The organism is Limimaricola pyoseonensis (genome assembly GCF_900102015.1).
Taxonomy (GTDB): Bacteria; Pseudomonadota; Alphaproteobacteria; order Rhodobacterales; family Rhodobacteraceae; genus Limimaricola; species Limimaricola pyoseonensis.
This window is the reverse complement of the sequence record NZ_FNAT01000001.1, coordinates 321697-346168: the sequence shown is the minus strand read 5'-3', so window position 1 is coordinate 346168 and position 24472 is coordinate 321697. Positions and strand designations below refer to the sequence as shown.

Genomic DNA, 24472 nt, shown 5'->3' with positions numbered 1-24472 from the left:
CCTAGCGCCCGAGGATCGCCTTCACGTAATGCGTGGTCTCGGCATAGGGCGGAACGCCGCCATGCTTCTGCACCGCGCCGGGACCCGCATTGTAGGCGGCCAGCGCCAGCCGCCAGTCGCCGAAGGCGTCGTACTGCATCCTGAGATAGCGCGCCCCGCCTTCGAGGTTCTGCTTCGGGTCCGCCGGGTCGACCCTCAGGAGCCGCGCCGTGTCGGGCATGAGCTGCGCGAGGCCGAGCGCGCCGACCCGGCTCACCGCTCGCGGGTTCCAGCCGCTTTCCTGCTGCACCAGCCGTAGGAACAGGTCCTCGGGGATTCGGTACCTGCGCGCCGCCGCCTTGGCCAGATCGAGGTACGGCCCGGCATAGCGCCCCGAATAGGCCGGCGCCGCGGCCAGCGCCGGCGGCAGCTCGGCGCGCGGCGGCTGGAACCGGTTCGAGCCGGCATATTGCGAGGCCGCCCGCCCGTCGAGCACCCCGAGCTGCGAGGCCGAGAGCTGCGGCGCGCGCGACATGCTCGACACCCTGTCGGCCAGCGCCGCGCCCGGACCGGCCGCGACCAATGCCGCCAATGCGGCCCGCGTGATGAGATTGCGCATACCCGTCCCTCTTGCCCGCCGGTTGAACTCCGGCCGTCAGGTCGTCCGTCGCGTGTCTTGCGAAGGCTAGCCGATCGCCACGGAAATGGAAGGCGGAAGTGGCGAAAGCCCTGTCATCCCCGCGCCGGGAACATTAGTGTACGCCGGACGAAACAGCAGATTCCACGGCGAAAAGGGGACCCACATGGCCGGATCCGTGAACAAGGTGATCATCATCGGCAATCTGGGCCGCGACCCCGAGGTCCGGACCTTCCAGAACGGCGGCAAGGTGGTGAACCTGCGCATCGCCACATCCGAGACCTGGAAGGACCGCAACACCGGCGAGCGGCGCGAGAAGACCGAGTGGCACTCGGTCGCGATCTTCAACGAGAACATCGGCCGGATCGCCGAGCAGTACCTTAAGAAGGGCTCGACGGTCTACATCGAGGGCCAGCTCGAGACCCGCAAGTGGCAGGACCAGAGCGGCAACGACCGCTACTCGACCGAGGTCGTCGTGCGCCCCTACAAGGGCGAAATGACGCTTCTGGGCGGCCGCGGTGGCGACGGCGGCGGCTCTGGCGGCGGCTATGGCGACGACCGTGGCGGCTATGGCGGCGGTTCGGGCGGTGGCTACGGCGATGATCGCGGCGGCGGCTATGGCGGCGGCAACCAGGGCGGCGGCGGCAGCCGCGACATCGACGACGAGATCCCGTTCTGATCGGATGCGCCGCCCCAAAGGGCGGCGCTCTTCGTTTCAGCCCAGCGCCACGGCCAGCTCGCCCGGCCGGCTGAGCGTGCCCCCGCCCACCGCGGCGCGCACGCCCGTGGTGCCGGGGCACGAGGTCGGAAGGCCCCGCGCCACCCGCACCGCGAGAAAGCCGAAGGCCTGCGCCTCGAGCATGTCGCCGTCGAGCCCCGCGGCCTCGACCGGCTCGGTCGGGCAGTCGCAGCCCGCCGCGATCATCGCCATCAGCACCGGGTTGTGGCGCCCGCCGCCGGTGACCAGCAGCCGCTCGGGCGGCACCGGGCACTGCTCCATCCCGGCCGCGACCGAGGCCGCGGCGCAGGCGGTGAGCGTGGCGGCGGCATCGGCGTCGGACAGCTCTGCCACCGCGGCCGAAAGATCGGCGAAGGCGTCGCGGTCGAGCGATTTCGGCGCCATGCGGTAGAAATGCGGATGGCGCAGGAAGTCTTCGACCACCGCGTCCGCCACCTCACCCTGCGCCGCCAGCGCCCCGCCCTCGTCGAGCGCGAGACCGCGCCGCGCCTGCATCAGGTCGTTGACCGGGGCGTTGGCCGGACCGGTGTCGAAGGCCAGCAGCGCGCCTTCCGCCTCTGGCCGGGCGAAGCCCGGATCGACCAGCGTCAGGTTGCCGACCCCGCCGAGGTTGAGGAAGGCCACGGGCCCCGTCGCGCCGGCGAACTTCGCCAGGGCGAAATGGTAGAACGGCGCGAGCGGCGCGCCCTCGCCGCCGAAGCGCACATCGGTGCTGCGGAAGTCCCAGACCACCGGCAGGCCCAGCGCCTCGGCGAGGATCGCGCCCGACCCCGCCTGATGCGTGCCGCGCCCGCGCGGGTCATGCGCCAGCGTCTGGCCGTGGAAGCCGACGAGGTCGATGTTCTCGAAGCGACTCAGGATCTCGGCATGGGCGGTCTCGACCACCTCCGCGGCGGCCTCGACCTCGGGGCCCTCCCAGCGGCCCAGCGCGGCGCGCAGCACCGCGCGCTCGGCGTCGGTATAGGCGCGGTAGGCGGTCTCGCCGAAGCCGAAGACGGTCTCGCCGTCGGTCTCGATCACCGCGGCGTCGACGCCGTCGAGCGAAGTGCCCGACATCGCCCCCAGCGCCCTCACCCGGTCGCTCGTTCCGATCCGCCGCATCGTGCTTTCCCTCGCCCGTCCTGCCGCCTATAGAGTGGCGCGACCAAGAGAGGGGCACAAGACATGACCTACCACCCCAAGAGCGACTTCATGTCCGTGATGATCGAGCGCGGCTATCTGGCCGACTGCACCGATTACCAGGGCCTGGACGAGGCGCTGTCGAAGGGGGTCGTGCCCGCCTATATCGGCTATGACGCCACCGCGGCGTCGCTCCACGTGGGCCACCTGCTCAACGTGATGATGCTGCGCTGGCTGCAGAAGACCGGTCACAAGCCGATCACCCTGATGGGCGGCGGCACCACCAAAGTGGGCGACCCGTCCTTCCGCTCGGACGAGCGGCCGCTGCTCGGGCCCGACCAGATCGCCTCGAACATCGCCGGCATGAAGCAGGTCTTCGCGCGCTACCTCTCCTACGGCGAGGGGCCGACCGACGCGCTCATGCTCGACAATGCCGAGTGGCTCGACGGGCTGAACTACCTTGAGTTCCTGCGCGACATCGGCCGGCATTTCTCGGTGAACCGGATGCTGAGCTTCGAGAGCGTGAAGTCGAGGATCGACCGCGAGCAGTCGCTCTCGTTCCTCGAGTTCAACTACATGATCCTGCAGGCCTACGACTTCCTCGAGCTGAACCGCCGCTACGGCTGCGTGCTGCAGATGGGCGGCTCGGACCAGTGGGGCAACATCGTCAACGGCATCGACCTGACGCGCCGCGTGCTCGACCACGAGATCTACGGCCTGACCTCGCCGCTGCTGACCACCTCGGACGGCCGCAAGATGGGCAAGTCGGCCGGCGGCGCGGTCTGGCTCAACGAGGAGATGCTGAGCCCCTACGAGTTCTGGCAGTTCTGGCGCAACACGACCGACGCCGATGTCGGCCGCTTCCTCAAGCTCTACACCGAGCTTCCCGTCGACGAGTGCGAGCGCCTCGGCGCGCTGTCGGGCTCTGAGATCAACGAGGGCAAGATCGTGCTGGCCGACGAGGTCACGGCGCTCCTGCATGGCCGCGAGGCCGCCGAGGCCGCCAAGGCCACGGCGCGCGAGGTGTTCGAGAAGGGCGGCGTGGGCGACGACCTGCCGACGCTGACGCTTTCGGAGCAGGAAATCGGCGACGGCATCTCGATCGTCCAGCTAATCGTGCGCTCGGGCCTTGCCGGGTCGGGCAAGGAGGCCAAGCGACTGATCGCGGACAACGGCGCCCGGATCGACGACCAGCCGCTGACCGATGCCGGGATGATGATCGACCGCGCCGCGCTTGCCGCGCCGATCAAGCTCTCGGCCGGCAAGAAGCGCCACGCGCTGGTCCGTCTAGGCTGACGACAAAAGGGGGCGACCGGTGACGGTCGCCCCTTTTCCCATGACTGAATGGCGTCTCTAGCCGCCCAGCATCCACTCGCCCTCCGGCCAGAAGGCATGGAAGGCGAAGGCGAAGAGCACGTCATGCGGCAGGTCGCGGCCGCCCGCGTCGCGCACCCGGACATTGCCGACGTCGCGCCCCTCGGCCACGCGGCCCGCATCGAGCGCGCTGGCCTGCCCCGGCTCCCACGACACCACCACGCCCGCCTCGCGGATCGTGCGCTCCTGCCGCAGCCGCTCGAAAGTCCAGGCCCGGTCGCCCACCCGCACGACCCGCATCAGCGGCGGGATGCCGTGCGGCGGCATCTCGCCCGAGTAGAGGAAGGGCCGCGCTGCCCGGTCATAGGCGACATAGGGGTTGCGGCCATAGGCGCGGCGCCAGTCCGGCTCGTCCATCACGAGGCCCTCCGGGTAGGCGGCGCGGTAGCGCTCCCAGCTGTCCATCCAGGCGGGCAGAAGCTCCAGTTCGCGCCCGGTCATCGCGCCGACGATGCCGGTGCCGACCGCCTGCTGCCACCAGCTTTCGGTCTGGCGGTCATACATCACCATGTCGGAATGGCGCAGCAGCCCCGAGACGCCGAAACTCAGCACCTGCCCGCCCACGCGGCGGTCGAACACCATGCCGGAGTTGCACAGCGGGCAGTAGGTCACCGCCACCGGCACGCCGCCGGCGCTGTCGTTGACGATCTCGTGCCAGAGCAGGTAGCGGATCGGGTAGGCGCGCGCCCTGACCCCCTCGACCGGCAGCACCATCACGGGCTCCTGCGCGCCGAGCCGCGTTTCCTCGGAGGCGGCGATCATGCGCGGGTCGTCGATCGCCGGGATGCCGTCCTTGGGCGGCCCGCCGGAGCGGATCTCGGACCAGTCGGTGATGGCCGCCGTCGTGAAGTCGGTCTGCGGCCATTGGCGTTGCCAGCGCTCCGGTTGCGCATGGGCCGTGCTGGCGACGGCCATGGCGGCGACGGCAAGCGCCGCGGCGATCTTCAGAATTCGCATTCATCATCCTCCCTGCGCCCAAGCCTGACAGCGCGGCGGGCCTGCGCGAAGCCTGCCTCACGCACAGGTGACGGGTCGCGAGAGCGCGTGCGCCTGCGGGGTGGCGCCCTTCCGGCGAACCGGCTAGACCGGCGGCAAGACGACCGACGGACCCCGACATGCCCCGATCCATCCTGGCCCGCTGCGAACAGAACGGCCTGCGCCTCACCGAGCAGCGCAAGGTGATCGCGCAGGTGCTCGAAGCCGCCGACGACCACCCCGACGTCGAGGAGCTGCATGCTCGCGCCGCGGCCGAGGATGCCCGCATCTCGCTCGCCACGGTCTACCGGACGGTCAAGCTGTTCGAGGAGGCCGGCATCCTCGAGAAACACGAGTTCGGCGACGGCCGCGCCCGCTACGAGACCGCGGATCGCGAGCACCACGACCACCTCATCGACATGCATTCCGGCGAGGTGATCGAGTTCGTCGACGCAGAGATCGAGCGGCTGCAGGAAAAGATCGCCGAGCGGCTCGGCTACCGGCTGATCGGTCACAGGCTGGAGCTTTACGGCGTGCCCAGCGACGAGAAAGACACCTAGATGGAAAACCTGCGCGGCAGCGTGCTGATGGTGCTCGCGATGCTCGGCTTCGCGCTCGAGGACATGTTCGTCAAGCAGATGGCGGATGCCCTGCCGGTCGGCCAGATCCTGATGCTGCTCGGGCTCGGCGGCGGTCTCGTCTTCGCGGCGATGTCGCTGGCGCGCGGCGACCGGCTGTGGTCGGCGGATTTCAACCACCCGGCCGTGGTGGCGCGCAATCTCGGCGAGGTGATCGGCACCGGCGCCTTCATCACCGCCGTGGCGCTGTCGCCGCTGTCCACCGCCACGGCGATCGCCCAGTCGATCCCGCTTCTGGTGACGCTGGGCGCGGCGCTGTTCTTCGCCGAGCCGGTGGGTTGGCGGCGCTGGACCGCGATCTGCATCGGCATGATCGGCGTTCTGGTGGTGATCCGGCCCGGCATGGCCGGCTTCACCCCGATGTCGCTCTTCGCGCTGCTGGGCGCCGTGGGTTTGGCCGGCCGCGACCTGATCTCGCGCCGCGTGCCGCAGCGGATTTCCTCGGTCAAGCTGTCGGTCTACGCCTTCCTGATCCTCGTGCCCGTGGGCTACGCCATGGTGGTCGTGGCGGGGGCCGAACTGGTGATGCCCGACGCCACGAACGCGGCGCGGCTCGCCGCCGGCATCGCCGTGGGCGTGGCCGCCTACTACGCGCTGACCGCCGCGACCCGGCTGGGCGATGTCTCGGTGGTCGCGCCCTACCGCTACACGCGGCTCGTCTTCGCGTTGGTCATCGCTTACGTCGCCTTCGGCGAGCGCCCCGACGCCCTGACCTATGTCGGCGCCGCGATCATCGTCGGCTCCGGCATCTACACGCTGTGGCGCGAGGCGCGGCTGCGCCGGCGCGCTTCACGACGGGTCACGCCGGCGTTATAGAACCCTCGAACCTTCCCATACGGAGACTGCCATGAGCACGATCATCGACATCCACGCCCGCGAGATCCTCGACAGCCGGGGCAACCCGACGGTGGAGGTGGACGTGGTCCTCGAGGACGGCACTCTGGGCCGCGCTGCCGTGCCCTCCGGCGCCTCGACCGGCGCCTACGAGGCGGTCGAGAAGCGTGACGGCGACAAGGCGCGCTACATGGGCAAGGGCGTGCTCGAGGCGGTTGCGGCCGTGAACGGCGAGATCGCCGAGGCGATCCTCGGCATGGACGCGACCGAGCAGGTCGAGATCGACCAGGCGATGATCGAGCTCGACGGCACCGACAACAAGGGCCGGCTCGGCGCCAACGCCATCCTCGGCGTGTCGATGGCGGTGGCCAAGGCCGCGGCCGAGTTCACCACCCAGCCACTGTTCCGCTACGTGGGCGGCATGTCGGCCCGCGTGCTACCCGTGCCGATGATGAACATCATCAATGGCGGCGAGCATGCCGACAACCCGATCGACATCCAGGAATTCATGATCATGCCGGTGTCGGCCACCAGCATCCGTGAAGCCGTGCGCATGGGCTCCGAGGTGTTCCACACCCTGAAGAAGGAGCTGTCGGCGGCGGGCATGTCCACGGGCCTCGGCGACGAGGGCGGCTTCGCGCCCGAGCTGGGCGGCACCCGCGAGGCGCTCGACTTCATCCTCAAGTCGATCGAGAAGGCCGGCTACAAGCCGGGCGAGGACATCTACCTCGCGCTCGATTGCGCCGCGACCGAGTACTACAAGGACGGCAAGTACGAGATGAAGGGCGAGGGCAAGTCGCTGACCTCGGCCGAAAACGTCGCCTACCTGCAGGCGCTGGTGAACGACTACCCGATCATCTCGATCGAGGACGGCATGTCCGAGGACGACTGGGACGGCTGGAAGATGCTGACCGACGCCATCGGCGACAAGGTGCAGCTGGTGGGCGATGACCTCTTCGTCACCAACCCCGCGCGCCTGAAGGACGGCATCGAGAAGGGCTCGGCCAACTCGCTTCTGGTCAAGGTGAACCAGATCGGCACGCTGACCGAGACGATGCAGGCGGTCGAGATGGCGCAGCGCGCGCGCTTCACCTGCGTGATGTCGCACCGCTCGGGCGAGACCGAGGACGCGACCATCGCCGACCTCGCCGTCGCCACCAACTGCGGCCAGATCAAGACCGGCTCGCTGGCACGCTCCGACCGGCTCGCCAAGTACAACCAGCTGATCCGGATTGAGGAGATGCTGGGCGAGACCGCGATCTACGCCGGCCGCTCGATCCTGCGCGGCTGAGCGCGGCGACGCACGGAAAAAAGAAAGGCCGCGGCATCAGCCGCGGCCTTTGGCGTCACGAAAACCGGGACGGATCAGTTCCAGTAGCCTTCGTCGGCCTCGGGCATCTGCTCCAGCATCTCCTGGCTCATCCGGGTGACGACATCGAAATCGCCCATGCCGTATTCGCCGACGATGCGAACGTCCTTGAAGTCGATGATGACCTCTTCGTCACCGATATCGAGCCAGCCGCCGGTCTCGACCACGAGGCCGATCAGCTCGCCATCGCGCGACATGACGATGTCCTCGATCTCGCCGATGTTTTCCCATTCGGCTTCGACCTCGACATAGGCATTGGGGTCGAGCCAGCTTTCTTCCTCGTATTCGGCGCCGATGGTGTAAAGCTCTTCGCCGATCAGGTTTTCGGCGCGCAGCGTGTTGGCGTAGTTGTCGGCACTGACGACGCCGCTCGTGGTGTCGAAGCTCTCAGTATGCGCTTCGGCGGCGGCGCCACCGGCAGCGAGGGTGAGGCCAAGCGTCAGGGCCGTGGAAGTCATCAGGCGGGTCATGCTGATCTCCTCTCGTTGCGTTTCGTGGTTCGACGGTCCAACAGAAGGCGGAAACGAATGTTCCAAAGGATGGCCGGATGAATTTTCCGAAATCACGTGGAACCCCCAAGGCTTACGACGCAAGGGGGCTGATCTGCCCCCTGCCCGTCCTGCGCGCGCGCAAGATCCTTGCGGCGATGCAGACGGGGGAGGAACTGCAGATCCTGACTGACGATCCGGTCGCCCGGATCGACCTGCCGCATTTCTGCGCCGAGGCGGGACACCGGCATCTGGGCGTGGAGGACGGACCCGAGGGGCAGCTGCACCGGATCCTGCGGGGTGCGGAGGCCGGCGACTAGGTCGTCGTCCGTCCAAATCGAAGGGTCTTCACAGTACGGAACGAAACAGACGAATTCGTTCCGTTCATCGTTCGACAGCAAATGGCCGGAAACGAAACGGGCCGGGCAGGTTTCCCTGCCCGGCCCGCATGTCTCGGTCTGCGGTCCGCTCAGCGGCCGACCGACCACCAGCCGCGGCGGCGCGGCTTCTTGTCCGCCTCCGCATCGGCCCCGGCTTCGGCCGGTTCCGGCTGCCGGGCCTTCTCGACCGTCTCGGCCACCTGTTCGGCCACCTCGGGCATCACCTCGGCCGCGTCCTCGCGCGTCTCGGGCTTGCCCTCCGGCGCGGCCGCATCCGTGGCGCCGGCCGCAGCGACTTCGGCCTCGGCCGGAGTCGGGGCCGTTTCGGCCACCTCCTCGGGCTTGGGCTCCGCCTTCTTGCGGCGGGTGCGCTTGGGCTTGGGCTTCTCCTCGGTCTCGGTCGCCTCGGTCGCGGCGGGGTCGGCCTTCTTGCGGCGGGTCCGCTTGGGCTTCTCCTCGGCCTCGGCCGGAGTTTCGACCTTGGCGGTCTTGGCCTCGGCTTCGGCTTCGGCCTCTTCGGGCTCGACCTTCTTGCGACGAGTCCGGGTCCGCTTGGGCTTGGGCGCAGGCTCCTCGGCGGGCTCGGCCGCAACCTCGGCGTCCTGCGCGGCCTCGGCCGGTGCGGCCGCTTCCTCGGGCGCGGGCTCGGGCTGCGCGGCCTCCTCGACCGGCTGCGGCGCGGTCTCGGCAGGCGTTTCGACGGCCGGCTCCGCGTCCTGCGCGGCGGACTCGTCGGCTTCGGACTGCATGTCGTCATCGCCCGAGGCATCGGCCTCGCCATTGCCACCCCGACGGCGGCGGCGACGGCGGCGGCGGCGACGCGGCTTGTCGTCGTCCTCCTCGCCACGGGTCTCGGAGACCTCTTCGCCCTTTGAGGCGGTCGTCTCGGTCGCGGCTTCGCGCTCGGCCTCTTCCTCCTCGACCTCCTGCGGCAGCTCGGCCTCGGCCTCCGCCTCGGCATCCAGCTCTTCCATCAGCGCCGCGGTCGAGACGACGGGCGCCGCCTCGGGCACCGCGCGGGTGGCGGTCTTGAACTTCTCGACCGTGAAGTTCGGCGAGACCAGCTCGGGATCACCCTCGACCCGGACCGCCATGCCGTAGCGCTGCTCGATCGCGGCCACATGCTCGCGCTTGTGGTTCATCAGGAAGTTCATGATGCCGAAGGGCAGCTTGACCAGCACTTCCTTGGAGCGGCCGCGCACGCCCTCTTCCTCGAGTTGGCGCAGGATCGACAGCGCGACGTTCTCGTCGGAGCGCAGCAGGCCGGTGCCGTGGCAATGCGGGCATGGCTGCGTCGTCGCCTCGAGCATGCCCGGACGCAGCCGCTGGCGGCTCATCTCGAGCAGGCCGAAGCCGGAGATCCGGCCGACCTGGATGCGGGCGCGGTCGGTCTTCAGCTTTTCCTTGAAGCGCTTCTCGACGGCGGCGTTGTTCTTGCGCTCGTCCATGTCGATGAAGTCGATCACGATCAGGCCGGCGAGATCGCGCAGCCGCAGCTGGCGGGCCACCTCGTCGGCGGCCTCGAGATTGGTCTTCACCGCGGTCTGCTCGATCGAGCCTTCCTTGGTGGCCCGGCCCGAGTTCACGTCGATGGCGACGAGGGCCTCGGTCACGCCGATCACGATGTAGCCGCCCGACGGCAGCTGCACGGTCGGGTTGAACATGCCCGAGAGGTAGCTCTCGACCTGGTAGCGCGCGAAGAGCGGCAGCGGATCGGTGTAGGGCTTCACGTTCTTGGCATGCGACGGCATGATCATCTTCATGAAGTCGCGCGCGGTCCGGTAGCCCTCGACCCCCTCGACGATCACCTCGTCGATGTCCTTGGAGTAGAGGTCGCGGATCGACCGCTTGATGAGGTCGCCCTCCTCGTAGATCTTGGCCGGCGCGATGGATTTCAGCGTCAGCTCGCGGATCTGCTCCCACAGCCGCTGCAGGTACTCGTAGTCGCGCTTGATCTCGGACTTCGTGCGCTGCGAGCCGGCGGTGCGGATGATCAGGCCCGCGCCCTCGGGCACGTCCATCTCGGCCGCGATCTCCTTGAGCTTCTTGCGGTCGGCGGCGTTGGTGATCTTGCGCGAGATGCCGCCGCCACGGGCGGTGTTGGGCATCAGCACGCAGTAGCGGCCGGCCAGCGAGAGATAGGTGGTCAGCGCCGCGCCCTTGTTGCCGCGCTCTTCCTTGACGACCTGGACCAGCATGATCTGCCGGACCTTGATCACCTCCTGGATCTTGTAACGCTTGGGCCGCGGCTTGCGGGCGGGACGCACATCCTCGCTGTCGTCCTCGTCGGCGACGCTCTCGATGCTTTCGTCCTTGCCGGCGCGGTCCTCGTCCTCGTCGCCGGCATCCTCGGTCTCGATCGTCTCGAGCCCGGCGATGGCGTCGCTGTCGCGCGTGGCCACGGCGTCGCTGCCCGCCTCGGCGGCGCGGCTGCGCGAACGCGACCGGCGGCGGCGGCGCGGGCGGTCGCCCTCCTCGCCGTCATCCTCGGACGAGGCGTCCGTGTCGGTGTCATCGGAGGCAGCCGCCTCGGCCTCGGCCTTCAGGCTTTCGGCATAGGCCTTTTCCTCGGCCAGGAGCGCCTCGCGGTCGGCGACCGGGATCTGGTAGTAATCCGGGTGGATCTCCGAGAAGGCCAGGAAGCCGTGCCGGTTGCCGCCGTAATCGACGAAGGCGGCCTGCAGCGAGGGTTCTACCCGCGTGACCTTGGCCAGGTAGATGTTGCCGGCCAGCTGGCGCCGGTTCTGGCTTTCGAAGTCGAATTCCTCGACCTTGTTTCCGTCGCAGACCACGACGCGGGTTTCCTCCGCGTGCGTGGCGTCGATGAGCATTTTCTTTGCCATTGAATCCATTCGCATGGCCGCCCCGGCGGCGCCCCCGAAAGGGTCCGCTCGAACCAGCCATGTCCGATTGTGGCGATGACGCGCGTATCGGCCTCCGCGCGGCCCCTCGGGGCCGTCAACGGGTCGCCTGCATGCTGCGCGCGTTGCATCGCGGTTCTTCCTCGGCCCCGACGGGGCCAGTTCATGCCCGTCCCGAACCGTCCATGGGACGGCCCGTCCGGGGTCAGGTCAGCGGTTTCTCGCGAAACCGGTCTCGTCCGCCGCCGGTGCCGGGTCGACCCGTCGCAAAGGTGGCGGAAAATCCGTCCGGGCGGCGCGCGATGCGCGGTCCCGTTCCGCCCTTCATAGCGGCACTTGTCCACATGACACAATGACCAAAGTGAAACGGCCGCCCCCGAAGGGACGGCCGCGTCGCGAAAAGACCAGTGAATCAAAGGTAGTCGGAACGCTGCAGCCCGTATTTGGCCATCTTCTCGTTCAGCGTGCGGCGCGGCAGGCACAGCTCGTCCATCACCGCGACGATCGAGCCCTTGTGCCGGCGCATGGTGTTGTCGATCAGCATCCGCTCGAACGCCTCGACGAATTCCTTGAGCGGCTTGCCCTCGGTGGTCATCGCCTGCTCGGCCTGCTCGTCGCCGCCGGTCATCAGCAGCGAGGCGATCGAGCCCGAGCCGCGGCGGTTCTGCAGCACCGCGCGTTCGGCCACGTTGATCAGCTGGCGCACATTGCCGGGCCAGGGGGCCTGCAGCAGCTGCGCGGCCTCCTGCGCGCTGACCTCGGGCGCCTCGCAGCCGTATTCGTCGGCGAACTGCTCGGAGAGCCGGGTGAAGAGCGACAGGATGTCCTCGCCGCGCTGGCGCAGCGGCGGCACGACGATCCGGAGCGCCGCGAGGCGGTAGTAGAGGTCGGGGCGCAGCACGCTTTCGCAGGTCTTGCCCTCGTCCTGCAGGTTGCAGATCGCCGCGATGCGGGTCTCGGAGGGCATGCCCTGATCGTTGATCGCGGTCAGCAGCCGGGCCTGCAGCGGCCCCGACAGCGCCTCGATGTCCTCGAGCACGAGCGTGCCGCCCCGCGCCTCCTCGAGCGCCGGAATCGGCTCGTCCTCGGCGGCCGGGCCGAACAGCCGGGCCGCGAGGCGCTCCTCGTCATAGGCCGAGCAGGAGACGAGGACGAACTTCTTCGAGGCGCGGGCGCCGACGGCGTGCAGCGCGTGGGCCACCAGCGTCTTGCCGGTGCCGGTCTCGCCCTCGATCAGCACGTGGCCGTCGGCCTGGCCGAGATCGAGGATGTCCTCCTTGAGCCGTTCCATCACCGGCGACGAGCCGATCAGCTTGTTCATCAGCGCGGTGCCGTCCGACAGCTCGCGCCGAAGCGCGCGGTTGTCGAGCACGAGCCGGCGCGCGTTGCTGGCCTTCTTGGCCAGCTCGGTCATCCGGTCGGGGTTGAACGGCTTCTCGAGGAAGTCGAACGCCCCGAGGCGCATCGCCTCGACCGCCATCGGCACGTCGCCATGGCCGGTGATCATGATCACCGGCAGCGTGCTGTCGACGCTCTTGAGCTTGCGCAGGAACTGCATGCCGTCCATGCCGGGCATGCGGATGTCGCTCACCACGATGCCGGGGTAGTCGGCGGTCAGCCCCTTGAGCGCCTCCTCGGCGCTGGCGAAGCTCTCGGTGTCGAAGCCCGACAGCGCCAGCCACTGGCTGATCGACTGGCGCATGTCCTTTTCGTCGTCGACGATGGCGACCTTCATGGTCTTGCTCATGTGAGCCCCCTATTCCGCTGCAGCCACGCCTTCTTCCAAGATAGGCAGCTGCACTTCGAAAACAGCCCCGCCGGCGGTCGCGTTCCGCGCGGTCAGGCGTCCCCCGAGGTCGTTCACGATCCCGGAGGAGATGGCAAGCCCCAGACCGACACCGTCGCCCGGTTGCTTGGTTGTATAGAACGGCTCGAACAGCGAATCGAGGTCCTCGATGCCGGGGCCGTTGTCGTGCACGGTCAGGACGACGGCGTCCTCGACCGCGAGCGTGATGTCGATCCGCGGGTCGGCCACCTCCTTGGTGGCGTCGATGGCGTTCCTGAGCAGGTTAATGATGACCTGCTCGAAGCGCAGCCGGTCGCCGAGGATCATGGCCGGATCCGAGGGCAGGTTGCGATTGATCTCGACCGAGCGCGTCTTGAGCTGCGGCTCCATCATCGCCAGCGCCGAGGACAGCGCGGCGCGCGCGTCGACTGGCTCGAAGGCTTGGGATCCCTTGCGGGCATAGGATTTGAGCTGCCGGGTGATCGCGCCCATCCGGTCGATCAGGTCGTCGATGCGCTGGAAGGAGGACAGCGCCTCCTCGCTGCGGCGCCGCTCCAGAAGCAGCCGCGCCCCGGCGAGATATGTCTTCATCGCCGCGAGCGGCTGGTTCAACTCGTGGCTGACGCTGGCGGACATCTCGCCTAGCACCGCGAGCTTTGAGGATTGCGCGATGGTCTGCTCGGCGCTCTCGAGGTTGCGCTCGACCTGCTGGCGCTGGGCGATCTCGCGCTGCAGCCGCATGTTGAGCCGCCTGAGTTGGTCGCTCTCGCGCCTGACCAGCAGGAGCCGCGAGGCCGATTTCCGCGAACTGATCCAGAAGGCGAAGGCCAGAAGAACGGCAAAGCCCATGATTTCCAGCGCCAGCACGCCGTTCACCCGCTCGCGCACGGAGGTGTAGGCGGTGAAGGTGACCATCTTCCAGCCCTGGAATGGCACCCGCATCTCGCGCCGCATCACCGCCTCGCCGCGCAGATAGGCGTCGATCGGCAGGGCGGTCCAGTCGGTGGCGAGGAAGGCCCGCTCGATCGCCGACGGCGCGCTCTGGCGCTCCAGCGCCTCGCCCTCGGGCAGCCCGCGCCAGCGCGGCTCGGTCGACAGGATGATCTCGCCCGAGCTGTCGGTGACCAGCACCGCGTCCGAAGTGCCGGCCCAGCTGCGCTCGAGCTTGGCGAGGTCGACCTCGACCGAGATCACGCCGAGCGTGGTGCCGTTGGCGTCGATCTTGCGCGAATAGAGGAAGGCGTAGCCGCCGGTCACCTGCCTGTGGATGGTGAAGACGGTGGAGTTGGCGCGCATCGCCTCGACGAAATAGGGCGCGCCGCGATGGCTTTCGCCCAGCCGCGACCGGTCGGTCGCCGCGACGATCCGGCCGTCGCGGTCGTAGAGCACGAGGCTCGCGGCACCGATCTCGTCGACGAAGGACAGAAGCCGCTGGGTCGAGCGCGAATAGTCCGAGGAGGACAGCGCGCCGATCAGCTCGGGGTCGCGCGCCAGAAGCTGCGGCACGATCGAATTGCGCTGCAGCTCGGAGATCAGGTTGCCGACATAGAGTGTGAGGCGCACCTCGGCCCGGTTGCGGGTGGCCTCGGTGAACCGCTCGGTCAGGAGCACGTTGGTGACCCAGATCACCACCAGCGCGACGGCGCAGAACAGCGCCAGCGCGATGCGCGGCCCCCAGCTTCGCCGGGGTCTTGGGGATGTCGGAGCGGACTGGGCCATTTCTCGGGGTTTACGCCCCCGCCGGGGAAGCGGCAAGCTTCGCGGCGATCACGGCCCGCCCGGCGGGCCCGTCAGGCGGCGACCAGCGCCCCGACCAGCCCATCCAACATCGCGCGCCCGTCGGTGCCGCCATGACCGGCATCCACGGCCCGCTCGGGATGCGGCATCATGCCGAGCACGCGGCGGTTCTCGGACAGCACGCCGGCGATCCGGCCGACCGAGCCGTTCACCTCATCGCCATAGGTGAAGGCGATGCGGTCCTCGGCCTCGAGCATCTCGCGGGTGGCCTGGTCCACGAAGTAGTTGCCGTCGTGATGCGCCACCGGGATCTGCAGCGTCTGGCCGCGGGCGTAGCCGGCGGTGAAGGCGCTGTCATTCGTGCCGACGGCAAGCGGGACGGTGCGGCAGACGAAGCGGATGCCGGCATTGCGCATCAGGGCGCCCGGCAGCAGCCCGGTCTCGGTCAGCACCTGGAAGCCGTTGCAGACGCCCAGGGCGTAGCCGCCCTTGTGCACGTGATCGATCACCGCGCGGCAGACCGGCGACTGCGCCGCGATCGCGCCGCAGCGCAGGTAATCCCCGAAGGAAAAGCCGCCCGGCACCGCGACGAGATCGACGCCGCGCGGCAGACCGGCATCCTTGTGCCAGACCATTTCCACCTCGGCGCCGGCGGCACGCAGGGCGACGGCCATGTCGCGATCGCAGTTCGAACCGGGAAAGACGATGACGGCAGCCTTCATGGCGGAATGTCCTCGGGGTCTGGGCGGCGCGCTGGCCGCGAAGGGTCTGGCCGGAGAACCGGCGGGAAAAGCCCGGCGGCGGCGCCCTCCCCTGCAACCGCCGCCGGATCGCTCCGGGTGCTCGAGGCGAATGCCGAGCGCTCCGCGAAGCGAAGGTCTGAAGACGCAAGCGCCGCCCCGAGGGGGCGGCGGCGCGACCTCAGTTCAGGTCGATCTTGTAGCTTTCGATCACCGTGTTGGCGAGAAGTTTCTCGCACATCTCGGTCACTTGCCGCTTGGCGGCCTCCGGATCGTCCCCGGCGAGGTCGATCTCGATCAGCTTGCCCTGCCGGACTCCCTCGACGCCGTCGAAGCCCAGAGCGCCGAGCGCATGGCGCACGGCTTCTCCCTGCGGGTCGAGAACTCCGGTCTTCAGCATCACCTGCACGCGAGCCTTCATGCGCGCCGCTCCTTCTTGGGTTCGGATTGGAAACGAGGCTCAGTTGATGAGCGTCGGACGGGGCCGGTGGGTGACGTTGGAGGGCAGCACGCCCAGGCGCCGGGCCACCTCGGTGTAGGCGTCGGTGAGCGAGCCCAGATCCTTGCGGAACACGTCCTTGTCCAGCTTCTGCCCGGACTCGATGTCCCACAGCCGGCAGCTGTCGGGGCTGATCTCGTCGGCCACCACCAGACGCTGGTAGTCGTTGTCCCAGATCCGGCCGATCTCGATCTTGAAGTCGACGAGCTTGATGCCGACGCCGTGCATCACGCCGGACAGGAAGTCGTTGACCCGCAGCGCCAGCGGCACGATGTCGTCGAGATCCTGCTGCGACGCCCAGCCGAAGGCGATGATGTACTCTTCCGGCACCAGCGGATCGCCGAGCTTGTCGTCCTTGTAGGAGAACTCGATGATCGGCCGCGGCAGCGGCGTGCCTTCCTCGAGGCCCAGACGCTTGGCCATGGAGCCGGCCGCGAAGTTGCGCACGATCACCTCGAGCGGGATGATCTCGACCTGGCGAATCAACTGTTCGCGCATGTTGAGCCGCTTGATGAAGTGCGTCGGCACGCCGATTGACTGCAGGCCGGTCATGAAGAACTCAGACAGGCGGTTGTTGAGCACGCCCTTGCCCTCGATCACGGCCTTCTTCTCGGCGTTGAAGGCGGTGGCGTCGTCCTTGAAATACTGCACGAGCGTCCCCGGCTCGGGGCCTTCGTAGAGGATCTTCGCCTTGCCCTCGTAAATCTTCTTGCGACGTGCCATGCGCTCTCCACGGGGTTTCGCGCGCCCTGCCCGCCTCGGGCGACGCAACGTTTCCGTGTCGGAGATGCTGCGCGGCGCGGCCTAGGCCGCCTCATAGTCCACCCACCCCTTGCCGGCAAGGTGTTGCGACAGCTATCCTCGTTGCATAGCCCGGCACCACCGAAAGGCAAGGCCCATGACCCTCTTCGACGACCGAGAACACGCCTTCGAGGCGAAGTTCGCGCATGATGCGGAGATGCAGTTCAGGGCCGAGGCGCGCCGCAACCGGCTGCTCGGGCTGTGGGCCGCGGAGCTCCTGGGGCGCAAGGGCGAGGCGGCCGAAGCCTATGCCCGCGAGATCATCAAGGCCGACTTCCACGAGGCCGGCGATGAGGACGTGTTCCGCCGCGTGCAACAGGATCTGGGCCACCTTCTCGACGATGCCGAGATCCGCGCCAAGATGGCCGAGCTGAAGGCCGAGGCCAAGGCGCAGCTGCTGCAGGAAGTCTGACGACCACATCGCGCGCAGCGCGCCCCGCAGGCCGGGCTTGACGCCCGGTCGACCTTCTGGTTTTGCCCGTTTAATCCCGTTTTCACCTCAGACCCGATACTGTCGTGCGCAGCGCCGCGACAGGATCCCGGCCCTCGGACCAGGAGCCGTCGCCATGCGTCATGCCACCGGCCGCCTCGCGCGCCGCCTTGCCTTTCCGCGGATGGGCCGGCTCCTCGTCCGGCTGCTGCCGCCCGCCGCGCTGGCGCTGTGCCTGTGGCTCCTGGCCGACCGGCTGGGGCAGATGGAGCTGGGCGAGGTGCTGCCGGCGCTGAAGAGCCTGTCGGCCGGGCAATGGCTGGCGGCGCTGGGCTTCACCGGCATCAGCCTGTGGGCGCTGGGCCAGTACGACGTCGTTTTGCACCGCGCCATGGGAACCGGGGTCGACCCGTCCCGGGCGCGCGCGGCCGGAATGCGGGCCATGGCGATCGCCCAGACCGTCGGCTTCGGCAGCCTATCGGGCGCGCTGGTCCGCTGGCGCAGCCTGCCCGATTGCGATTTGTGGCAGGTGACGCGGCTTTCGGTCTTCGTGTCGCTGTCCTTCCTCGTCGCGCTGGGCCTGCTGTCGGGCATCGCCGTGCTGGTGGTCGAGGGCCACGTGCTGCCGGCGGCGGCGCTGGCGGTCTTGGTGCTGATGCTGGCCCCGCGCCTGCCGGTCCTGCCCGGCCTGCCGCTGATGCGCTCGGGCACGGCGCTGCGGCTGATCGGCTGGACCGCTATCGACACCTTCGCCGCCGCGGCGGTGCTGTGGGTGCTGCTGCCCGAGGGCTGCGAGATCGGCCTGATGCCGATGATCGCCGCCTATCTCGTGGCGCTCGGCGCCGGCCTGCTCAGCCAGAGCCCCGGCGGCGTCGGCGCCTTCGAGCTGTGCCTTCTCGCGGTCATGCCCGAGCTGCCGGAAGCCGGTCTGCTGACGGCGATGATCGGCTACCGCATCGTCTACCACCTGCTCCCCGCCCTGCTGGCGCTGGCGCTGCTGATCCGGCCCGCAGCGCCGATGCGCCGACCGGCCCTGCAGCTGGCCGAGGGCGCGGCCCGGCACCAGGCGCTGTCACGCGCCCCGCAGGCCGAGTGGGGCCTCGCGCATCAGGGCGCGCAGATCCTGCTGTCGCGCGACCAGAACAGCGGCTGGCTGGCCCGCCGCGCCGGCGGTACGCTGGCGGCAATCGGCACGCCGCTCGGCCGTCCGGAGCTAGAGGCCCTGGCCGACCAGGCCGCCCGGCTCGGTCTCGTGCCCGCGCTGTACAAATGCGACGCCATCACCGCCCTGCGGGCCCGCACGGCCGGCTGGCGGGTCGCGCGCATCGCCGACGAGGCGGTGATCGACACCGCCAGCTGGAGCGCCGACCGCCCGGTCTGCCGCAGCCTGCGGCGCAAGCTCAAGGCCGCCGCCAAGGCCGGGGTGAGCGTGCAGACCGCCACGACCGGCCTGCCGCTCGACGAGATGGCCCGCATCCATGCCGACTGGGCCGACCGCTCGGGCGGCGAGCGCGGCTTTTCCATGGGGCGCTTCTGCCCCGAGCTGATCGGCCACCAGCGGGTGTTCCTCGCATGGCAGGACGACCGGCTGGTGGCCTTCGCGACCTTCCACGAGGGTCGCGGCGAATGGACGCTCGACCTGATGCGGCAGGAAAGCACGGCGCCAGACGGCACGATGATGGCGCTGATCGCGGCCGCCATCGCGGCGGCGCGGTCGGCCGGCGTGCCGCAGCTGTCCCTCGCGGCGCTGCCGGTCCTGCCGGGTTGGCTGCCGGCCGCGATCAGCCGGCGGATCACCGCCCGCCCCGGCTGCGCCGGCCTCGAGCAGTTCAAGCGCGCCTTTGGCCCCGCATGGCGGCCGCTCTACCTCGCGGCGCCGGGATGGCTTGCCGGCCTGCGCGCCGCCCTCGAGATCTCGAAGGCGATCCACGAACCGGCGCCGCTCGGGCGGGAGCCGCGCATCCCCGACGTTGAACTCGCGTCGCGTCCGGTGCAGAAGGGCCCCAAGCTCGGCCGGCGGCCGCTTCCCCTGCCGGTCTTTCGCGGTCACCGGCCGCGCATCATTGACCAGACAGGTTCAGCACATGACCGACGCGCTTTCCCGACTTCTCGAAACCCGTGACTGGCTGCTAGCCGACGGCGCGACCGGGACCAACCTGTTCAACATGGGACTGAGCTCGGGCGACGCGCCGGAGCTGTGGAACGTCGACGCGCCGGACAAGATCCGCAAGCTCTACTCCATGGCGGTCGAGGCGGGCTCAGACCTGTTCCTGACCAATAGCTTCGGCGGCAACGCCTCGCGGCTGAAGCTGCACCAGTCGCAGGACCGGGTGTTCGAACTGAACAAGGCCGCGGCCGAAATCGGCCGCGAGGTCGCCGACAAGGCGGGCCGGCCGGTGGTGGTCGCGGGTTCGGTCGGCCCGACCGGCGACATCATGGCGCCAATGGGCAGCCTGACGCACGAGCTTGCCGTCGAGATGTTCCACGAGCAGGCCGAGGGGCTGAAGGCCGGCGGCGCCGACGTGCTCTGGGTCGAGACCATCTCCGCCGCCGAGGAATTCCGCGCCGCCGCCGAGGCCTTCGAGAAGGCCGGCATGCCGTGGTGCGGCACGATGAGCTTCGACACCGCGGGCCGCACCATGATGGGGCTGACCTCGGCCGACATGGTGAAGATGGTCGGCAAGATCGGCCATGCGCCGGTCGCGTTCGGCGCCAATTGCGGCACCGGCGCCTCGGACCTGATGCGCACCGTGCTGGGCTTCACCGCCGCCGGGGCCGAGCAGCCGATCATCGCCAAGGGCAATGCCGGCATCCCCAAGTACCAGGACGGCCACATCCATTACGACGGCACGCCCGAGCTGATGGCCGACTACGCGGTGCTGGCGCGCGACGCGGGCGCGACGATCATCGGCGGCTGCTGCGGCACCATGCCCGACCACCTGCGCGCCATGCGCGAGGCGCTCGAGACGCGCGGGCGCGGCGAACGGCCGACGCTGGAGACCATCGTCGACCAGCTGGGTGCCTTCTCCTCGGCCTCCGACGGCACCGACGGCGCCGGGCCGACCCGGGCCGCACGGCGGGGCCGCCGCCGCGGCTAAGCGACCGGACGAACAGAAAAGGCCGCACAACCAAAAGGTTGCGCGGCCTTTTTCATGTTACAACGAAAGTCAGAGGTCGTAGAGCGCCCCGAACTTCGTCTCGAGGTAGTCGAGCAGCGGCGCTTCCGACGGCGCGAAGCCGCAGGCCCGCTCGATCACCTCGCGCGGGCGCATCAGGCTGCCGTGGCGCTGCACGTTCTCGCGCAGCCAGCCGGTCGCGCCGGACAAATCGCCCCGCGCCAGCTCGGCGTCGAGATCGGGCCGCGCCGCGCGCAGCGCCTCGTGCAGGCAGCCGGCATAGACGTTGCCCAGCGAGTAGGTCGGGAAATAGCCCATCAGCCCCACAGACCAGTGCACGTCCTGCAGGCAGCCATTGGAAGGCTTGTCGACGGCAAAGCCGAAATCGGCGGCGAAGCGGTCGTTCCAGGCGGCTTCCAAGTCAGCCACGGCGAGGTCGCCCGAGATTAGCGCCCGCTCGAGGTCGAAGCGCATGAGCACATGCAGGTTGTACTGCACCTCGTCGGCCTCGGTGCGGATGTAGTTGTCCGACACCCGGTTCACCGCGCGGGCGAAGTCCATCGGGTCGTCGATGCCGAGATCGCCGAAGGTGCCCCGCATCCGCCCCATCAGCCAGCCCGCGAAGGCCGGGCTGCGCGCGAGCTGGTTCTCGTAGATCCGGCTCTGGCTTTCATGCACGCCCATCGAGGCGCCGCTACCGATCGGCGTCAGGAGGTGCCGCTGCTCGACGCTCTGCTCGTAGCTGGCGTGCCCGACCTCGTGGATGGTCGAGTAGAAGCAGTTGAACGGGTCGTCCGCCTCGGTCCGGGTCGTGAGCCGCACGTCGTTGCCCGAGCCCGAGCAGAACGGGTGCACCGCCTTGTCGATCCGGCCGCGCTTCAGGTCGTAGCCGAAAACCTCGGCCAGCTCGCGCGAGAGCGCCAGCTGCGCGGCCTCGTCGAAGCTGCCCGACAGCCCCTTGGGCTGCGGCTTGGCGAGGATCGCCTCGCGCAGCGCGACGAGGCGCGGGCGCAGCGCGCCGAACATGGCGTCGAGCTCCGCCGCCGTGGCGCCGGGCTCGTAATTGTCGAGCAGCGCGTCGTAGACGTCGCGGCCCTGCGCCAGCGCCTCGCCCTCCTCGCGTCTCAGCGCCACGACGCGCTCCAGCGTCGGCAGGAAGGCCGAGACGTCCTCGTCCGCGCGCGCCTCGGCCCAGACGCCTTGCGCCACCGAAGTCACGCGGGCGATCTCGGCGGCGAGCTTGGCAGGCACCTTGCGGCTGCGCTCGAAGCTGCGTCGGATCTCGCGCAGGTTGGCGGCGGCGACGTCACCCTCGGCCTCGGCCGTCTCCAGCCATTCACCGATGCGCGGATCGGTGCGCCGGGCGTGCAGCACGCCCTCCATCGCCGCCGATTCCTCGCCGCGCTGCTCGGCCGCGCCGCGCGGCATCACCGTCTCCTGGTCCCAGCCGAGCCGGCCCGCGACCTGCGCCAGCGCCTCGGTCTCGCGCGCATGCGCCATCAGTTCGTCGTAAGCGCTCATGCGCGGGCACCTCTCAGGGACTGGACATAGGGGTAGCGGGCGAGGAAGCGGGCGCGCAGGATCAGCACCCACAGGAGCACGGCGCCCAGCTGGTGGGTGATCGCCGCGTGCCACGGGGCCGAATAGAGCGCGGTGACGATGCCGATCGCCATCTGCACCACCAGCATCGCCAGCACGGCATTGACGGCGAAGCGGGTCTTCGGGTGCGGCGAGCGGCGGCCGCGCAGCCAGACGACGATGCCGAGGATCATGAGCAGGTAACCCGCCATGCGGTGGATGAACTGCACGAGCCCCGCATCCTCGAAGAAGTTGCGCCAGACCGGTTCGAGTTGGAACGGGTCGGGCGGGAAGAAGCCGTCGCCCATCAGCGGCCAGGTCGGGAAGGCGCGGCCCGCATCGATGCCGGCCACCAGAGCGCCGAGAATGATCTGCACGAAGCCCAGATGCATCAGCCCGGTCATGCCGCCCCAGAGCTTGCGCTCGCCCGAGCGGCGGGCCTGCAGAAGCTCGACCTCGCGGCGCTTGAGCTTCAGGAAATACCACGTGATCAGGCCGAGGATCGCGAAGGCGAGGCCGAGATGAGTGGCGAGGCGGTAGGAGGCGACGGTGATCATACCCTCCTGCAGGCCGCTGTAGACCATCCACCAGCCGACCGCGCCCTGCACGCCGATCAGCACGCCGATGCCCAGAAGCGGCCGGGTCCAGCCCGCCGGGATGCGCTTGGTCAGCAGGAAGAAGGCGAAGCCCAAGGCCCAGACGAGGCCAATGGCGCGGCCAAGCTGCCTGTGCCCCCATTCCCACCAGTAGATGAACTGGAACTCGGACATCGACATGCCCTGGTTCATCAGCTCGTATTGCGGGCTGGCGCGGTAGGCATCGAACTCGGACTGCCAGTCGGCGGCATTGAGCGGCGGGATCGCCCCGGTGACGGGCGCCCATTCGGTGATCGAGAGGCCGCTGTCGGTCAGACGGGTCATGCCGCCGACGAAGACGATGGTGACCACCATGGCGAAGAGCAGGCCGAGCCAGATCCGGATCGCGCGGCGGGCGTCGGCGCGGCCCCGGTCGATGCCGCCGGGCGTGGCCCGGGCCTTCTCGCCGGTGCCGACCTCCTCGAAGATGGAGCGGGCTGGTTTCGCCATGTCAGGGCCTCCGTCTGGTCGGCGCGCACCCTAGGCCCGCGCCGCTCGGGCGGCAAGGCCGGGACGGCCGGTGCGCCTGCGATTGCAGGGGGTTCCGGGTCGCGCCGGAGCTATGCGTTCAGCCGCGCTCCTTCCAGCGGACCATCTGTCGCATCACGCCGTGCAGGGTCTGCACGTCCGAGCGCGTGAGCGGCATACGGCTCCACAGGTTGCGCAGCGTCTGCTTCATGTGGGCGGCCTTGTGCTCCGGGAAGAAGAACCCGGCCTCGTCCAGCCGGCCCTCGTAATGCTCGGCGAGCTTCTCGACCTCGTGCGCCTGCGCCCACTCGGCCCCGGCCATCTCGACGCGCCGGTCCTCGACCTCGGCGCTGGCGCGGCGCCACTCATAGGCCAGGAGCAGCACGCATTGCCCGAGGTTGAGCGAGGCAAATTCCGGGTTCACCGGCACCGAGACGATGGCATTGGCGCGCGCGATGTCGTCGTTCTCCATGCCGGCGCGCTCGGGGCCGAACATCACCGCGACCTTCTGGCCCTGCGAGATGCGCTCTGCGGCGTCGCGCATCGCGGCCTCGGGGGTCATCACCTCCTTGGTCAGGCCGCGCGGGCGCGCCGTGGTGGCATAGACGAAGGTGCAGTCCGAGACCGCCTCGGCGGTGTCGGACGCCAGCATCGCCTCGTCGAGAAGCCGCCCCGCGCCGGAGGCCAGCGCCACGGCGCGCTCCTGCGGCCAGCCGTCGCGGGGGGCGACGACGCGCATCCGGTCGAGGCCGAAATTCCACATCGCGCGCGCTGCCGCGCCGATGTTCTCGCCCATTTGCGGGCGGATCAGGACGAAGGCGGGCTGCGGGGCGTGCTCGGTCATGGCGGTCCGGGGGCTGTGCGTGGGATGGCGCGCGGTGTAGCCTCGGGACGCCGGGGAGACAAGGAGGACGACGCATGGCCTATGACGAGGGGCTGGCGGAGATCATGCGCGGCGATCTCGACGGGACGCCGGGGCTGACCGAGCGCAGGATGTTCGGCGGCCTCGCCTTCATGCTGAACGGCCACATGGTTTGCGGCGTGCATGCGGGCGGCGCCATGTTCCGGGTCGGCAAGGAGCACGAGGCGCAGGCCCGCGCGATCCCCGGCACAGGACCGATGGAGTTCACCGGCAAGCCGATGGGCGGCATGGTTTCGGCCGACGAGGAGGTCATGGCCGACGACGAGCGGCGCGCGGCGCTGATGGCGTTGGCGATCGCCAATGCCGAGGCGCTGCCGCCGAAGTAGCCAAGCGCCAACAGACCGGATATAGGGCCACCTCGAAGAGC

General features: G+C 69.4%; 23 protein-coding genes. 10 read left to right on the top strand and 13 right to left on the bottom strand.

Translation table 11 applies throughout. The features are described from left to right. Nucleotide 1 precedes the first annotated feature (1 nt). On the bottom strand, nt 2-598 hold the full coding sequence (locus BLT43_RS01700) for a lytic transglycosylase domain-containing protein (RefSeq protein ID WP_090109509.1): 597 nt from the start codon (nt 596-598) through the stop codon (nt 2-4). 184 nt (nt 599-782) lie between these two features. Here BLT43_RS01700 and ssb point away from each other — a divergent pair, with 184 nt between their 5' ends. Beyond that, entirely contained in the window at nt 783-1295 is a 513-nt protein-coding gene (gene ssb, locus BLT43_RS01695) for a single-stranded DNA-binding protein (protein ID WP_090109507.1), read from the top strand. Nucleotides 1296-1331: 36 nt separating this feature from the next. Here the strand turns inward: ssb and BLT43_RS01690 are convergent, their stop codons facing one another. Further along, nucleotides 1332-2456, bottom strand: a complete 1125-nt coding sequence (locus tag BLT43_RS01690; protein ID WP_090109505.1) for an anhydro-N-acetylmuramic acid kinase — start codon at nt 2454-2456, stop codon at nt 1332-1334. Nucleotides 2457-2519: 63 nt separating this feature from the next. Here BLT43_RS01690 and tyrS point away from each other — a divergent pair, with 63 nt between their 5' ends. Continuing rightward, nucleotides 2520-3770, top strand: a complete 1251-nt coding sequence (gene tyrS / locus BLT43_RS01685) for a tyrosine--tRNA ligase (RefSeq protein ID WP_090109503.1) — start codon at nt 2520-2522, stop codon at nt 3768-3770. 57 nt (nt 3771-3827) lie between these two features. Here tyrS and BLT43_RS01680 read toward each other — a convergent pair whose 3' ends face one another. Further along, nucleotides 3828-4805 (bottom strand): DUF3179 domain-containing protein, encoded by a 978-nt coding sequence (locus BLT43_RS01680; protein ID WP_090109502.1) that lies wholly within the window; start codon nt 4803-4805, stop codon nt 3828-3830. 158 nt (nt 4806-4963) lie between these two features. Between BLT43_RS01680 and BLT43_RS01675 the strand changes: the two genes are divergently transcribed. From BLT43_RS01675 to eno, 3 genes are read left to right on the top strand one after another with little or no spacing between them, the layout of a single operon-like run. Further along, nucleotides 4964-5383, top strand: a complete 420-nt coding sequence (locus tag BLT43_RS01675; protein WP_090109501.1) for a Fur family transcriptional regulator — start codon at nt 4964-4966, stop codon at nt 5381-5383. Next, the gene (locus tag BLT43_RS01670; RefSeq protein WP_090109500.1) at nt 5384-6277 is read left to right on the top strand and encodes a DMT family transporter; all 894 of its coding nucleotides are present in this window, start codon (nt 5384-5386) and stop codon (nt 6275-6277) included. It begins immediately after the preceding gene. Between the two features lie 31 nt (nt 6278-6308). Further along, nucleotides 6309-7586, top strand: coding sequence for a phosphopyruvate hydratase (eno, locus tag BLT43_RS01665; protein WP_090109499.1), 1278 nt, complete (start codon nt 6309-6311; stop codon nt 7584-7586). Between the two features lie 74 nt (nt 7587-7660). Here eno and BLT43_RS01660 read toward each other — a convergent pair whose 3' ends face one another. Next, nucleotides 7661-8134, bottom strand: a complete 474-nt coding sequence (locus tag BLT43_RS01660) for a PRC-barrel domain-containing protein (protein WP_090109498.1) — start codon at nt 8132-8134, stop codon at nt 7661-7663. A 77-nt stretch (nt 8135-8211) separates the two neighbouring features. On the opposite strand from BLT43_RS01660, the gene BLT43_RS01655 reads away from it, so the two are divergent. Then, complete coding sequence (locus BLT43_RS01655; protein WP_090109497.1) at nt 8212-8472, top strand: sulfurtransferase TusA family protein; 261 nt, start codon at nt 8212-8214, stop codon at nt 8470-8472. A gap of 149 nt (nt 8473-8621) precedes the next feature. Here BLT43_RS01655 and BLT43_RS01650 read toward each other — a convergent pair whose 3' ends face one another. The 6 genes from BLT43_RS01650 to purC all read right to left on the bottom strand — a co-directional run bounded on the left by BLT43_RS01650 (nt 8622) and on the right by purC (nt 16878). Then, nucleotides 8622-11375: an Rne/Rng family ribonuclease gene (locus BLT43_RS01650; RefSeq protein ID WP_090109496.1), complete on the bottom strand. Its 2754-nt coding sequence runs from the start codon at nt 11373-11375 to the stop codon at nt 8622-8624. A 430-nt stretch (nt 11376-11805) separates the two neighbouring features. Continuing rightward, nucleotides 11806-13140, bottom strand: coding sequence for a sigma-54-dependent transcriptional regulator (locus BLT43_RS01645; RefSeq protein WP_090109495.1), 1335 nt, complete (start codon nt 13138-13140; stop codon nt 11806-11808). Between the two features lie 9 nt (nt 13141-13149). Continuing rightward, nucleotides 13150-14898 carry a sensor histidine kinase gene (locus BLT43_RS01640; RefSeq protein ID WP_090109494.1) on the bottom strand — a complete coding sequence of 583 codons (1749 nt, stop codon included), beginning with the start codon at nt 14896-14898 and terminating at the stop codon, nt 13150-13152. A gap of 71 nt (nt 14899-14969) precedes the next feature. After that, nucleotides 14970-15638 (bottom strand): phosphoribosylformylglycinamidine synthase subunit PurQ, encoded by a 669-nt coding sequence (gene purQ / locus BLT43_RS01635; protein WP_090109493.1) that lies wholly within the window; start codon nt 15636-15638, stop codon nt 14970-14972. A 199-nt stretch (nt 15639-15837) separates the two neighbouring features. Next, entirely contained in the window at nt 15838-16077 is a 240-nt protein-coding gene (gene purS / locus BLT43_RS01630) for a phosphoribosylformylglycinamidine synthase subunit PurS (protein WP_090109492.1), read from the bottom strand. 39 nt (nt 16078-16116) lie between these two features. After that, a complete protein-coding gene (gene purC, locus BLT43_RS01625; protein ID WP_090109490.1) occupies nt 16117-16878 on the bottom strand; it encodes a phosphoribosylaminoimidazolesuccinocarboxamide synthase in 762 nt (253 codons plus the stop codon). Nucleotides 16879-17053: 175 nt separating this feature from the next. Here purC and BLT43_RS01620 point away from each other — a divergent pair, with 175 nt between their 5' ends. The 3 genes from BLT43_RS01620 (at nt 17054) to bmt (ending at nt 20484) form a co-directional block, all read left to right on the top strand. Beyond that, nucleotides 17054-17368, top strand: coding sequence for a DUF1476 domain-containing protein (locus BLT43_RS01620; RefSeq protein WP_090109488.1), 315 nt, complete (start codon nt 17054-17056; stop codon nt 17366-17368). A 154-nt stretch (nt 17369-17522) separates the two neighbouring features. Beyond that, a complete protein-coding gene (locus BLT43_RS01615) occupies nt 17523-19508 on the top strand; it encodes a phosphatidylglycerol lysyltransferase domain-containing protein (RefSeq protein ID WP_090109486.1) in 1986 nt (661 codons plus the stop codon). Then, nucleotides 19471-20484 (top strand): betaine--homocysteine S-methyltransferase, encoded by a 1014-nt coding sequence (gene bmt, locus BLT43_RS01610; RefSeq protein ID WP_090109483.1) that lies wholly within the window; start codon nt 19471-19473, stop codon nt 20482-20484. The genes BLT43_RS01615 and bmt overlap by 38 nt, the downstream gene beginning before the upstream one ends. A 69-nt stretch (nt 20485-20553) precedes the next feature. Here bmt and BLT43_RS01605 read toward each other — a convergent pair whose 3' ends face one another. From BLT43_RS01605 to BLT43_RS01595, 3 genes are all read right to left on the bottom strand, one after another. After that, nucleotides 20554-22023, bottom strand: coding sequence for a carboxypeptidase M32 (locus BLT43_RS01605; RefSeq protein ID WP_090109481.1), 1470 nt, complete (start codon nt 22021-22023; stop codon nt 20554-20556). Further along, complete coding sequence (gene ctaA / locus BLT43_RS01600) at nt 22020-23165, bottom strand: heme A synthase (RefSeq protein ID WP_090109479.1); 1146 nt, start codon at nt 23163-23165, stop codon at nt 22020-22022. The genes BLT43_RS01605 and ctaA overlap by 4 nt, the downstream gene beginning before the upstream one ends. 118 nt (nt 23166-23283) lie before the next feature. Then, complete coding sequence (locus BLT43_RS01595; RefSeq protein ID WP_090109477.1) at nt 23284-24027, bottom strand: RNA methyltransferase; 744 nt, start codon at nt 24025-24027, stop codon at nt 23284-23286. A gap of 74 nt (nt 24028-24101) precedes the next feature. On the opposite strand from BLT43_RS01595, the gene BLT43_RS01590 reads away from it, so the two are divergent. Beyond that, nucleotides 24102-24431, top strand: a complete 330-nt coding sequence (locus BLT43_RS01590) for a TfoX/Sxy family protein (RefSeq protein WP_090109475.1) — start codon at nt 24102-24104, stop codon at nt 24429-24431. Nucleotides 24432-24472 lie beyond the last annotated feature (41 nt).